Origin of the sequence: Guptibacillus hwajinpoensis, assembly GCF_001039475.1 — a bacterium.
Taxonomy (GTDB): domain Bacteria; phylum Bacillota; class Bacilli; order Bacillales; family Guptibacillaceae; genus Guptibacillus; species Guptibacillus hwajinpoensis.
In genome coordinates this window covers 101,420-115,431 of the sequence record NZ_LELK01000015.1, presented here as the reverse complement: position 1 = coordinate 115,431, position 14,012 = coordinate 101,420, and the positions used below count along the sequence as shown (strand labels likewise).

Below are 14,012 nucleotides of genomic sequence, written 5' to 3'. Positions count from 1 at the left end.
TCCCGAGTGGGAACAGGTGCTTTTGATTACCAGATCGCTTCTACCCACTCAGGGTGATCGATAAATGGATTGCGATTGTACTGATACTGATCGTAAATGACATTGTTACGGTTTTCTTCAAATGAATCAACAGGATCCATTTCATTCCAAGCTTTTAGTACCGATACTTTGCCCATATAAGGTGCTGAACCATTGTTCACAAAATCATTTACTTCTAGATCTAATTCTCCACTGTCGCCTTCATATCGAACTGCCATATAGAAAATCATTCGTGCAACATCACCTTTTACACTATCCCGCGGCTCCCATGAATCACTATCATAATAGTTACCAGGTGCTTCTGGTTGTGGAGATCCACCGTTGTCAAAATCCAAGTTTCCACGAGTTCCATTCACTGATACATCAGTTGGTCTTAAATGATGGACATCTGTTCCTGGACCCATAGCTGTACCAAAATCACCATGTGACTTCGCCCAAACGTGCTCGCGATTCCAGTCGTCTACATTCCCACCATTTTGATATTTACTTTGAGATCTTCCACTATAGAGGAGAATAACATTATTTGGATTAGATGGGTCTTCATCTGTTACGCGAAGAGCATCCCAAACATTACTATAAGAAAGTTCCTTGTGATCATCAATAATCATGTGCAACTCTGCTTTAAGAGCGTTCCCGGTTTTGCCCATCGCAGATTGATAATAGGTACTATCATATGGAGAAGTGCCACCGCTTCCTGAACCACCGTTATCGCCACTTCCACTATCACTCAAATTCATAGAAGACACGCTTTTCAATCCTGGATGTGCAAAATAGTCTGTAAGAGAACCACTGATAGTAATCATTTCACCAAGTAATTCTGGATTGCTCTTTAATCCATAAGTTGCTCTGAAAGAAGAGGGTACTTGAACAAATAGCATATTATTCACATTCGTCTCATTTGCTTGATCTGCAATCGCTAGTGCATAATCATCTGAGAAATTACTTGTTTGAATAGAAGTTGAAGATTCTGGTTTACCGACAATAAAGCCTTCCACTGCAACTCCAGAGCTTCCTTGATTCGCAATAGCTTGTTGAACAGAGTATGGAGATTCAGCTGTACCAGATCCATCAGCAAATGATGGTGTAATAGAAAAATACATAACAACAAGTGACATAACGAGCATTAGACAAACTGTTCCATAAATGCGGTTTCTTGAAGTGTTAATTGGAATTTCCCTCCCCTTGTTTATAGCCTCTTTAGTTTAAGGCTCCTTCTAGCTTAAACCTACACTATTAAGGGATTGAGTACACGATGTAAATATTCCTCTATTTTCCTTAGGACTATTGTCTAGGAGGTTCGTTATTCGTGTCTTTTTTACTACAAAAGTGAAATTCTCAACCTTTTCCACTCTTCGTGACTTTCATCAAGCTCTTTTGTCAGATATAATCAATGAGGATTGCTAAACAACAAACAAAGGGTGTTTTCCTATGAGTATATTAACCGTGAAAAACCTTACGCACGGATTCGGTGACCGTGCCATTTTTGATGATGTGTCATTTCGCCTTCTAAAAGGCGAGCATATTGGACTAGTTGGAGCCAACGGTGAAGGAAAATCTACCTTCATGAATATCATTACAGGGAAGCTTGATCCTGATGAAGGTTCTGTTGAATGGTCTAAGAATGTAAGGGTAGGTTATCTCGATCAGCACACGGTGCTTGAACGTGGTATGACGATACGCGATGCATTAAAAGGAGCTTTTAAGTACCTGTTTGATTACGAAGCAGAAATGAATGAACTATTTGCTAAAATGGGCGATGTTTCACCAGAAGAGCTTGAAAAACTTCTAGAAGAAACTGGAACAATGCAAGATATGCTAGCAAACAACGACTTCTATGTAATTGATGCCAAGGTCGAGGAAATTGCACGAGGACTTGGTCTAGATGAGATTGGACTTGAAAAAGATGTACAGGATTTAAGTGGTGGCCAAAGAACAAAAGTACTTCTTGCTAAGCTACTTCTTGAAAAACCTGATATTCTTCTTCTTGATGAGCCTACAAACTATCTTGATGAACAACATATTGTTTGGCTGAGACGTTACCTACAGGAATATGAAAATGCCTTTATCTTAATTTCACATGATATTCCATTCTTAAATAGCGTTATTAACTTGATTTATCATATGGAGAATCAAGAATTAACAAGGTATGTTGGTGACTATGATAACTTCCTTTCTGTTTATGAAGTGAAGAAACAGCAAGTCGAAGCTGCATTCAAGAAGCAACAACAAGAAATATCTCAATTAAAAGATTTTGTTGCAAGAAATAAAGCGCGTGTAGCAACACGTAACATGGCTATGTCGAGACAGAAGAAACTCGATAAGATGGATGTTATTGAAATCGCTAAAGAAAAGCCTAAGCCAGAGTTTCACTTCAAGCAAGCTCGAGCTTCAGGTAAACTCATTTTTGAAACAAAAGATCTTGTCATAGGCTATGACGAACCGCTCTCACGTCCACTAAACCTTTCAATGGAACGAGGGCAAAAAGTTGCTTTAATGGGTGCGAACGGTATTGGTAAAACGACGCTTCTTCGTAGTATCCTTGGAGAAATCCAACCAATTAACGGATCTGTGGAACTTGGTGACTATTTATACACTGGTTACTTCGAACAGGAACTCAAAACGAGAACGTCAAATACGTGTATTGAAGAACTGTGGAGAGAATTCCCTCACTATAGCCAGGCACAAATACGAGCTGCTCTATCCAAATGCGGTTTAACCACGAAACACATTGAGAGTAAAGTTGATGTATTAAGTGGAGGAGAAAAAGCAAAGCTCAGACTTTGTAAACTTATGAACACTGAATCAAATCTTCTCGTTTTTGATGAACCAACAAATCACCTTGATGTCGAGGCTAAAGCGGAACTCAAGCGTGCTCTGAATGAATATAAAGGAAGCGTCATCCTCATTTCTCACGAACCTGAATTCTATCAAGATATTGCTACAGATGTATGGAACTGTGAAGATTGGACGACGAAATTAGTATAATGATGAAACCCCCTATGGACACTCCATAGGGGGTTTTTGTATGACGAACAGTTCCACTTGATTGAACCTATGAACCTTCTTCTGTATCCTCAATGGAATAATCAGGAACTAAGATCTTGCCATTGTTCGTCTTATTCACAAGCGATTTAATAAGAGACTTCGTTAATTTCTTAGGAGGATATGGCTTAATAAGATAGTCACTTGCCCCTAAGTCAAATCCCCGTTGTTTTTCCTCGCTTACTGTCGATACAAAAATAGGTATATCTTTTGTATGTTCTTTTTCTTTCGCCGCTTTCAAGACATCCCAGCCGTTCATTCTTCCATCTAACATGATATCAAGCACAATGCCTTGAGGATTCATCGTCTCAAGTAGTTTAATGGCTGTTTCGCCACTTCTACAATGATGAACAGACCATCCGTTTTCAGTAATTTCCTCCATTAATAAAAGAGCTAGACTATCATCATCTTCAACGATTAAAACAGCAGCATCCATCTCATCATCTGACTTCTCAGGCTGCATTTCTTTTTTTGTAGTTAATGGGAAAGAAAGCGTAAACGTACTGCCTTTTCCTAATGCAGATGTTACTGTCACTCCGCCTCCATGAGCAGTTACAATTTCTTTTGATATGGCGAGACCAAGGCCGGTTCCTCCAATCTGACGTCTATCGGAATTATCAACGCGATAGAATTTTGTAAATAATTTAGAGAGAGCATCCTCAGGAATTCCAAGCCCTTCATCTTCAATATCAACAAATAGATTCCCTTGCTTTTCGTAGAATCGAATAACGATCGATCCGCCATCAGGAGAATATTTAACCGCATTGCTAATGAAATTGTTAAAGACCTGCTTGATTTTATCAGCGTCTCCTATTAGCTCATAACAATCCGTTAAATCCTCAATAAAGAAAGAATGTTTAGTAGCATTAATACGATAACTATCTAGTACCTCTTCCACTATTTCTTGCAAATTAACTGGCTTTTTCTCGTAATTTTGTTTACCGGCTTCCATCCGCTGAATGTCTAGAAAATCGTTGATCAGAGATGTTAACCGTTTCGCTTCTTTGTAAATGGTGTTCAAATATTTCTTCTGTTTCTCTGGCTTTAATTCTTTGGATAGCATTAGCTCTGTAAATCCGAGCACGCTTGAAAGTGGTGTGCGAAGCTCGTGACTAACTGTGCTTACAAACTCGTTTTTCATTTCATCTACCTGGTGTTCACGAGTAATATCTCTATGAACAAATATGGAACCAATAAACTTATCAGCATTATAGATGTGCTCATAGTACATTTGGATAAACAAGGACGCTTCACCATTAGCCTGATAGATAAGTTCACTTTGTTTTGGTTTTACTCCAGCAATAACATTACAAATGTATTCTTGAACAGCGTCACGATCCTTGGAATCGACCTGCTGAAGAAACTTCTTACTCCACTCACCATACGACTTTTCCTGATCTCCTTCAGGGAAACAAGTATCAAGCATTGTACACATTTGATTATTTATTGCCCGCGTAGTGCCTTCTCTGTCTACAAGCTGAATACCTTCTCGTATTGTATTCAGAATTTCCATATTTACCATACGCTCGTTCTCGGTTGTTTCATATAATCTTAATTTATCTAGTGCAAGCGATATTTGACCAGAGAGGCCTGATATTTGTTGTAGTTCCTGGTTGTTGAAATCCTTTCCTATACGTGTAATGCATAGAATAGCAACAACGGAATCATCTGATAGTATGGGAAGGTATAAATCACTAGAGTGCCCTACTCCATCATGATAGCCTCCTTCGCCTGCAGTCATTGTTCGTCTTACAATATGGTGCTTTTTCTGATCTATCACTTTAACTACAGGACCATCCATCATGCTATCAATCCATTCATGAACTTTGTCCTGACGAATACCTAGCGAAGCGTAGTCCCTACCTTGATTCATCATCACGACTAAACCTTTGTCCGAATTTAGAATATAAATCATATTGGTTATGATACTTTGAAGTAGTTCATTTTTATTCAAAGTAGATGCCAATGATCGATTCAACTCATTGCGATGTTCAAGAACGAGCTTTTGGACATTCATTTCTTGTACATTTTGTTCAAGTTCACTCTTACTACCCTTTAGTTCTTCACTTTGCTTCACTAGCGCTTCGTTTGTCGTAATTAATGCGCGCTCATTCTGTTGAATATTGCTTACCATTAAATTAAAAGCTCTAGCTAGCTCACCTAATTCATCTTCTCTTCGAACGTGTGGCATCTCGACACTTTCACCTGAAGATACCTGGCTTGAAGCAACCGCTAATTCCTGTAGAGGCTTACCAATTCTACGGGCCATAATTCCAGCTATAATAGTCGCAATTAACAAAAGGAAGATGACAAAGACAACAAAGAGAAACTGTATATTTGATAATCGCTCAATGAGCTCTTCTTCAGTTGAGTAGATTTCATCTTCAATTGACCTAACGAGTTCTCTCATACGATCTCGCATCGTGTAAACTAGGTCGCTTCCACCGCCACCTTGAGAGAGACTTCTAAGTCCACTCGTACTATCATTCTCAACAAATGTCATTGCTTGATTTAACAACGAATCATATCTAATTAAGTATTTTCTTAAATCTTCAATGAAAGCACTCTGATCACTGTCAGTAATTCGCTCGTCAAGATCATCGATTTTTTGATCAATCGTTTCCTGTTCCTTACGATATTCATTCAAAAAAGGAGACTCTAAACGAAATGCTAAATACCCTCTGGCTTCAAAAAACATGTGATTTAGACTGTCCTCAAGCTGAACTGCATACTGCTGCTCAGTCCTGAGTTGATTAACTTTTGTTCGATATTTCTGTTCAACGGACTGGCTATATACTCCTAACGCTATCGCTGAAAGTAGGATGAGGACAAGGAAGCCACTCATGAACCAGATGAACTGTTTTGATAAGCTCGTTTTCCATCGCTTATTCACTTAGGATACCCTCGACTACTTCAGCAAGTTCTACTGGACTGAAAGGTTTAGAAATAAAGTAATTAGCACCCGCTTGTCGCGCAATTTCTTCATCTTTCTTTTGTGCCTTAGCCGTTAACATCATTATTTTAACTTCTTCTTTACCTTCATCTCGCACCTTTTTAATCACTTCAAGACCTGTCATCTCAGGCATCATATAATCAAGTAATACAAGATCATAATCGTTTGACTGAATAAGGTTGTACGCTTCTCCACCATCAGACGCCTCGTCAATTTCATAACCATCATCTTCTAGTGTATCTACGATTAACATTCGTAGAATTTCTTCATCATCTGCAACTAATAGTTTAGGAGCCATTCTGTTCACCCATTCCTTTTACTAGTAGGCTGTTTTAAGAAAGAGCCTACTCATAATATTCGTAGAAAGAAATCCTCACCTACTTCTTATATCGGCCAAACTCATCTTGCATAATATAGTACGATTGTTTTAATCTCTCGTGGTAATTTGGCTCACTCCATTTTTCCCAATCAAACTTGTAGAATTGGTTCACAGGTAAAAAGTTATCTTTCATTTCAGGAGCCGTATCCTTAAGCGATGTAATCGATATGTCTGACTCCTCGACATCACCTTCATACATAACGACCCCTACTTTAAACTCTTCTACTTTTTTAGAAGCCTCTATTCCACTCTTCCACATATCGCCCATCATTTCTTTTGTACTAGGATCTTTCACATTGAAAAGTGCCCATGGAAGACGAATTTCAATTATGTTGTCCTTAACGATAAAATCAGAAAGAGAATTGTAGTCTTTGCTCTCTGGATTCGCGTTACCGTAAGTGAGAAGACCTGTTTCATATGAATCAAAAGGAAGCGTCTTATTCTGACTCGGAATCGTTAACTCTTTATTTAGTGCCAAACGAATTGGATGGAAAATATCATTATCCTTTTCTTTCGCATAATCCTGTTTCTTGATTAATTCAAGATCTTCCCCATACTGATAATAAAACGAGTCATAATGGCTTTGGACGGTAAGTCTGGATTGGTTAACTCCTGCAAGGTTCAGAATAAAATCAATACCAGCTGATGTTTTTAATTCAGGTTCTACAGACAACTGTGTACTCCCTTGCCCACTAACCGTATCAAAAACCAACATTGTCTTTTCTTGTTCTAACTGTTCTTTTGACATATTCTTGTAGTCGAGACGGAAGTAAATATATTTCTCGTCACTTGTCATTGATAGACTCTTAAAGTTCTCTCCAACATTCTGGTAGAGTGGTTCAATCTCAGCCTCTTCCCAATCTTCTATGTCTCCATCCACTTTAATTGTAAGATCGTTACCCGGATCAAAACTTAGCAAACCAAACTGCTGTTCATTCGTTTGATCGTTTGACCAAAATGGACGGCGGTCGGAATTATCGTGATCCATCGTGTTCCAAGTTCGTTTAAACCATTCATCTTGCCAGGAGAAGATAAGACCACCTGCATAATTCTCGGAAACAATGTTTCCGAATAACTTTGCATCTGTGCGTCCCTGCTCTTCTTCAGAATTGAACCCCTGATTCATCCCGTACACATTTCTATGCGTCATGCCTCTTGAAGCCGGAACTCCAAACTCAGCAACAAGAATTGGCATTGAATGAACGTTTCTAAGCGCATTGAGATATCCAGCGTAATTGTTCTTTTCGCCATCCTTATCAACATAATTCACATACTCTTCTTCATAGTTTAAGAAATCAGGATAGTAAGGATAAATATGATAGGAAGCAAATTGACCAGCATAATACTTGTCATTCAACTCAATAACATTTGGATCAACGGAAACAAGGTCTTCCTCTTCAGAAGGCTCTGCCGGATGTTCAAGTAAGTCCGTTGTAACCCAGTTCGTAAAGCTAACGGGCCTTTGCCAGTTATACTGATCCATTTCGTAACTAACTGTGTCGTCCATCATTTCTGCCACCCAAATTTCAAATGGACTAGCACCTTTCGTATTCAAGTAATTACCTTGATATTCAGTCATTCCTTCATGTTTCTCGTTTGTTGATACAACTACTTTAGGATCCCACTCAATCCCAAGTACCCATCCAATCACGTAGGGAGAAACATCTGCTGTATATCGTCCACTAGCGTGACCTCGTTTTTCCTTTATCGTTGCATTACCGTGAATAAGATCGACTGTGTCTTTAATGGCCTTATCTAGTCGTTTTGTATTTTCCTCATCAAAAGCATCTTCTGATGCAATCAGTGGCTCTTCTTCAACCCATACACCATGAAAAAGATATAAAGGTTGGTCTGAAGTACTGTTGTAGTCTAGTAAAGCTTCATAAAAAGACGGTGGATGAATCGTGTAGATTCGAATGGCGTTCGCATTCATATCGCCAATTTGTTTAAACCATCTTAAGTATTCCGATTTTGTAATCGCAGCCTCACCGGGGAAATAACCAGGTTTGGCTATTCCCATATTTACTCCTTTAATTAAGAGGTCTTCCCATTCTCCCTCTTTAAATACCTGGAGTTTATTCTCACCCACTTGGCCCGCTACTTGAACTCCATCTACTGATTGAACTTCTATCGAAGGTTTAACTTGTTGCTTATCTGGAGCTTTGACATCATTTAGAATTGAATCCATCAATGGCAGATACATTTTCCAATAAAACGCCTCAAGCGTTTCGTTATCACCTGTCAATAAGAGGCGATTAATAGTAGGAAGTCCCTTATACTGATAAAAATCAAATTCTGATTCACGATCAGCGTAGTCTCCTGCAAAGTAATACGTTTTACTATGATGAATGACAGCTGGAAAAGTAAGAGGAATCCCCTCTTTTTCTAACCTTTTTTGTGCATCTTCATTTACATCAAGATTATAATTAGCGAGTACTTCTTTACTATCCAATGGTTCAACAATATCGAACCAATAGTGATAAGACATTGACTTTTTTACTTGTTTATTCTGAAGAAATGTACTTCCTTCTTCACTGAAAGTAAATTGCACCGCATCTTCTCCAATGTCTTTTTCTTCAACGACAACAATTGAATCATCTTCATGTACGAAAATGAGACCCGATTTAGTGAAGTCCCACTCTTTCTCATTTTGCTTTTCATAGCTACTTATCGCCCAGTTAGGAACTTCTCCATCTGGAGATAAATCTTCAAAATAGCGACCAATCCAACCAGACCATTCAAGATTCAAGAGAGAGGAAAGATCCTGCCTTGCTTTCTTTTCTGTTGGACTACCAAAAGCATTAAATTCGGCAATAAAAGTCGAACCCTTTTGAACAGCCTCTGAAAGAATACTAACCTCTTCTTCTTTCATTCCACCATAAATGAGATCGGAACGGTCTCCTTCAAAGTTAGCACCATAGAAATCTTCCTCATATACTCCATATGAATCTGCTAGGTAGATTAAATCATTCCCTACTAACGAATCTGGGAATTTAGTAACGTCATAGTCTTTTCCTGTCCCAGGATGGAACCCGGCGTAGTCACTTTTTGGTGCATAAGCAGATTCATCTTCTTTAACCCATTTCTTATGATTAAGAATCCACGTCAAACCTCTGTGTTCACGGTACGTATCATCTGGAACCGTTTTATTAATGATAAAAACATTCTTTTTGTTTTCTTCTTGGAAGCTCCATACGACTATTGGTATACATAGTATCAATATAAGAACAATTAATCCTGCTGCTAAGCCAATACTAGTTGAACGATTTATCCATCTACGCACTTATTTAGAAACCCCTTTTCTACTCATTTCACCCCAGCTGTTGTTTCCTTTAATAAGCTGAACAATCCCTTCAACCCGCCAAAGCACTGTTAATGGTCTAAACCAAAACGCTTCAGAAAGCGAATAAACATACAGCCTAACAAGATCTTTTACTTTCGGATAACGCCTTAAGCTCCATTCTTCTAGAAGCACTGCGCTCATCGAGAGAAGTGAACCATAGATAATCGCTAACATAAACAATAGAAGTGCAAATGAGGTATAGACCCCTCCAATAAATGGAGATAAAATCATAATGATATATCCAAGTAATTCGATAACAGGACCTAGAAATTCTACAATAAAGAAATATGGCATCGATATCATACCAACAAGACCATACTTCGGATTAAACAACATTTTCTTATTGTGCCAAAGACTCTCAAACAATCCTCTATGCCAGCGACTTCGTTGTCTTCTTAGAATTTTGGGAGATTCAGGGGCTTCCGTCCAACAAACCGGGTCTGGTACATAGACAATTCTCTTTCCTGACTTCTCTTCTTTAATTAATTTATGTAGCCTTACGACCAGATCCATATCCTCTCCAACTGTATTTGTTCGGTAACCGTTAACCTTAACAACGCTCTCCCGATGAAATACTCCGAAGGCACCAGAAATAATTAATAGAAGATTGTGTCGCGATAGACCAATTCTCCCCATTAGAAATGCTCTGAAGTATTCAATAACCTGCATAATAACGAGAGGACTTCTAGCAAGTTGAACATTCATTACCTCTCCTCGTTCAATGATGCAACCATTAGCAATCCTGACACTACCACCAACTGCTACAATATCTTCTTTAGAGTCAATGATTGGCTTCATCACTTTAATAAATGCATCACGTTCAATTATTGAATCTCCATCCAAAGAACAAAAGTAAGGATACTGGGCGACATTAAGTCCTGCATTAAGTGCATCTGCCTTCCCACCATTTAACTTGTCGATCATAAATAAATTCTCATAGATCGTCGATTGGTAAACCTGTACGATTTCATTTGAACTTACTTGCTTTCGAATCGCCTTCTCTACCTTAACCATTTCAAAATGTGTTATCGTTTCTTTCAATGTATTATCTTTTGACCCGTCATTAATCACAATCACTTCAAATTCCGGGTAATTAATGCTTAGTAGTGAACGAACGCTTGGAACAATACCAGCTTCTTCGTTATAAGCGGGGACAAGAATCGATACAGGCCTTGTTAGAGAAGACTGCGCAAGTTCTTCATAGGGTTCATATTGGTCCAATTTGTACTCTTTTCGGAGTTGGAAAGCCGATATGATAAACAAAATGAAATAAAATACGATGATACCAATCATATAAATAGCCACGAAAAACGTAAAAACAATAAGTAGTGTAGAAAAAATACTAGCGAAAGACACTCTTTTTCCCCTTCCTAAGGAGCCATTCATTGGCTATATCCCTGGCAAAACGATCAACGTGTGTATGAACTACATCTTCTAGAATTTCCACACCATTCTGCTGAGCAATAATAGACTCTGCTGCGGTCGTTCTGACCCACCAGTTATCATCTGAAAGGAGGATCAACAAATCATCGATAAAGCGTTTATCTCTCAAAGGTTTAATTAGCTTTGCAGCCATCATTCTTTCTTGCCATGACTCCGCATTAAGAGAAGGCCTTATTTTCTCAGCGTCTGTTAAATAGCCAACCTTATTTAGTGATTTAAGTGCTCTAATCCTAAATTCTGCATTCTTAGAACGTAAATAGAATTCAATCTTTGGAATGTAAGAATAATCACCTCGTTCTCCCATTGCCTCAATTAAGGAAAATTGGATTGTTAAGGGGAAATCCTTCACAGCATCCGTGAACTGATTAAACAAACGTTCATTTAATCTCACAAATAGATCCAAGTAATAAAAGCTAGGAAATTCTCTTTCTTCGTTTACTAGAATGGTATAAATCCGTTCATCTTGAAGATTCGCAAGGATTCTTAATATCTGTAGAGATTCTAATTCACTAGTGCGTTCCTTATCATAAATAGCGACACAATCTTCTATTAACGAGACCATTCGAAACTTCTCAATTCGATGAAGTGTATTCATCCGAATACTCCATCTTCCATGTTTCAGCTTTTTTTTATAATCATTATGAAGAACTTGCTCAGCTAGTTCCTCAATCCTACTTGCAATGTCAGTATTTCCTTTCATTAAGGAATAGTACCTTGCAAGTACTTCTTCGAATGCCTCAATCATTGATAATTTATCAGGAAACAGAAGCTCCTCTTTCCCACGAATCACTAAATCAATATGTTTAAGATACTCTTGCTTCCAATGTTGCTTCTGTATTTGAAATTTATTGGCGTAAACCTTTCTGATAACAAGAAAAATAAAAAGCACATTCAAAACAATAAAAAGCAATAGTGATACTTGGAAAATAATAAATATGCCATTCATATAGCCGATTCACTCTTTCTCTTACATCATTTTCTGTATAAGCCTTCGAATTCTCGCTTCAAGTTCCACTATACTAAAAGGTTTCGTAATATAATCATCGGCACCTAGCTCCAAAGCTTTAACTATATCTTTCTCTGATTTTCTTCCTGTAAGCATCATGACTGTGTAGCGACTATTGCTTTCATTACGCAGTTTACGCAGCACTTCAATTCCGTCCATACGTGGCATGATCCCATCTAGCAGTACAAGGCACGATGAATTCCCTTGATGCCAGCTATCCTCAAAGAAACTTTCGCCTTCTCGATAACTTCTAACCTCAATTTCATAATTTCCGTCAGGTTGAAACTGCTGAAGTTGAGATGTTAATAGCGTCCTCATAATCTCGTCATCATCTACCACAGCAATACGAATCGTTTTCATTGGCATAGAATCAACAAGATTACTTTCATAAATAACAACTTGATTTCGACCATTTGCCTTAGCACGGTACAATGCTTCATCTGCTTGATTTAGTAATTCTTTATTTGAAGATACGGAATCAATATCCACTACTCCTCCAGAGAATGTAACTGAAAAGGTTTCCTCCTTAACCCGAAAAGTTTTGGAACGAAATCCTTTAAGAAGACGACTAAGAAACTTCTCGGCCTGACTAGAAGTTGTATCCGGTAGAATAAGGACAAATTCTTCACCACCGTAGCGAATAAGTGTATCAGTCCTTCTCTTCTCATCCATAATGTAACGAGAGAGCTTCTTAAGAACCTGGTCTCCAATTAAATGACCAAAACCATCATTGATTGATTTAAAATGGTCTATATCGAACATGACAAGAGATGCATGATCACCATTTCGAACAAAATCATAGCGCATATAGTTCAATTGTGTTTCTAGGAACTTGCGATTGAAAGCACCCGTCAATTCATCTGTTAACACAGAATGAACGACTGTTTTGCGTTTCTTGATTTTATGATTCACACGTAATAGGTACTCTTCTATTGACACATCCTGACCCAGAAAATCATCTGCGCCAAAATCGTACCCTTTTATTCGATTTGATACCGAGGTCACCGTATCAGTAAGAATCAATGGAATGAATTGTAACTCTGCCTTCTCTCTCATTTCTTTTGCAATTCCAAATTCATCTGTTTCTATTAAATGAAAGTCTACTATAATACAATCTGGATACATGTCGTATAGTGCTGTGTGAGCTTTTGAGAGATCCATTGCGGCAAACACAAGATATCCTTCTTTTTCTAGATTCGCTTTCATCTCAATTAAATTCATTGGGTTTGGATGAATTAACATAATCATTCTTTTAACATCAGTTTCTTTCGTTTCTTCATTATGTATGGCTGCTTGCTCGATAATTTCATCCATAACATCTTCTAGAAGCTTAATCGTTTCTTCATTACTGAAAGAACGCTCACTTTCTAAATCAAAGTGTGTAATAAGAGCTTCTGCCTTTTCAGCAGCTTGTTCATACCCAACCGTTCCAGCCGTTCCTTTAAATGTATGCAAAAATTGATATAGTTCCTTCTCTGGTACACTCTCGTTTCCAGACTTTATTTCCTCATACTTCTCCATCATATTTAAAACAAATTTCTTCCTATACTTTTCCAATTAAAATGCCTCCCTCTTTTATGCAAAGAGTGAATTTTGTCGAATTACTAAGTATTTTCATCATAATTTAGAATAATGCTCTACACAAGATTTATTGTGTAAGTTTTTCCAGTAACTTAGTAAACAGGTATATGGATGTGGCACTAACTTCATAGAACTCTTTTCACGGTGAAAAAAGTAGCGAGTTTGTGAAAAAATGACATAAAACCTTCTCCTTTACTTTCGTTTCAATGAATTGTAGACTTTTCTT

The 14,012-nt window shown here is 38.0% G+C and carries 8 protein-coding genes; 1 reads left to right on the top strand and 7 read right to left on the bottom strand.

Translation table 11 applies throughout. From position 1 onward, the window contains the following. Positions 1 to 26: 26 nt before the first annotated feature. Positions 27 to 1,154 (bottom strand): endonuclease, encoded by a 1,128-nt coding sequence (locus AB986_RS20580; RefSeq protein WP_394175770.1) that lies wholly within the window; start codon positions 1,152 to 1,154, stop codon positions 27 to 29. Positions 1,155 to 1,467: 313 nt separating this feature from the next. Between AB986_RS20580 and AB986_RS20575 the strand changes: the two genes are divergently transcribed. Further along, complete coding sequence (locus AB986_RS20575) at positions 1,468 to 3,024, top strand: ABC-F family ATP-binding cassette domain-containing protein (protein WP_048313530.1); 1,557 nt, start codon at positions 1,468 to 1,470, stop codon at positions 3,022 to 3,024. Positions 3,025 to 3,091: 67 nt separating this feature from the next. Here AB986_RS20575 and AB986_RS20570 read toward each other — a convergent pair whose 3' ends face one another. From AB986_RS20570 to AB986_RS20545, 6 genes are all read right to left on the bottom strand, one after another. Further along, entirely contained in the window at positions 3,092 to 5,974 is a 2,883-nt protein-coding gene (locus tag AB986_RS20570; RefSeq protein ID WP_053216281.1) for an ATP-binding protein, read from the bottom strand. Further along, complete coding sequence (locus tag AB986_RS20565; RefSeq protein WP_048313528.1) at positions 5,967 to 6,332, bottom strand: response regulator transcription factor; 366 nt, start codon at positions 6,330 to 6,332, stop codon at positions 5,967 to 5,969. Before AB986_RS20565 ends, AB986_RS20570 begins: the two co-directional genes overlap by 8 nt. Positions 6,333 to 6,411: 79 nt before the next feature. Then, on the bottom strand, positions 6,412 to 9,696 hold the full coding sequence (locus tag AB986_RS20560; protein WP_048313527.1) for a hypothetical protein: 3,285 nt from the start codon (positions 9,694 to 9,696) through the stop codon (positions 6,412 to 6,414). Continuing rightward, on the bottom strand, positions 9,697 to 11,142 hold the full coding sequence (locus AB986_RS20555) for a glycosyltransferase family 2 protein (RefSeq protein WP_048313526.1): 1,446 nt from the start codon (positions 11,140 to 11,142) through the stop codon (positions 9,697 to 9,699). Then, on the bottom strand, positions 11,099 to 12,145 hold the full coding sequence (locus AB986_RS20550; RefSeq protein WP_048313525.1) for a HEAT repeat domain-containing protein: 1,047 nt from the start codon (positions 12,143 to 12,145) through the stop codon (positions 11,099 to 11,101). The genes AB986_RS20555 and AB986_RS20550 overlap by 44 nt, the downstream gene beginning before the upstream one ends. A 21-nt stretch (positions 12,146 to 12,166) precedes the next feature. After that, entirely contained in the window at positions 12,167 to 13,762 is a 1,596-nt protein-coding gene (locus AB986_RS20545; protein ID WP_048313523.1) for a diguanylate cyclase, read from the bottom strand. Positions 13,763 to 14,012: the final 250 nt, after the last annotated feature.

Excerpts from the sequence above, each read along its gene's own strand:
- AB986_RS20580 (WP_394175770.1), bottom strand. The coding sequence starts at position 1,154 with ATGTCACTTGTTGTTATGTATTTTTCTATTACACCATCATTTGCTGAT.
- AB986_RS20575 (WP_048313530.1), top strand. The coding sequence starts at position 1,468 with ATGAGTATATTAACCGTGAAAAACCTTACGCACGGATTCGGTGACCGT.
- AB986_RS20565 (WP_048313528.1), bottom strand. The coding sequence starts at position 6,332 with ATGGCTCCTAAACTATTAGTTGCAGATGATGAAGAAATTCTACGAATG.
- AB986_RS20555 (WP_048313526.1), bottom strand. The coding sequence starts at position 11,142 with ATGAATGGCTCCTTAGGAAGGGGAAAAAGAGTGTCTTTCGCTAGTATT.
- AB986_RS20550 (WP_048313525.1), bottom strand. The coding sequence starts at position 12,145 with ATGAATGGCATATTTATTATTTTCCAAGTATCACTATTGCTTTTTATT.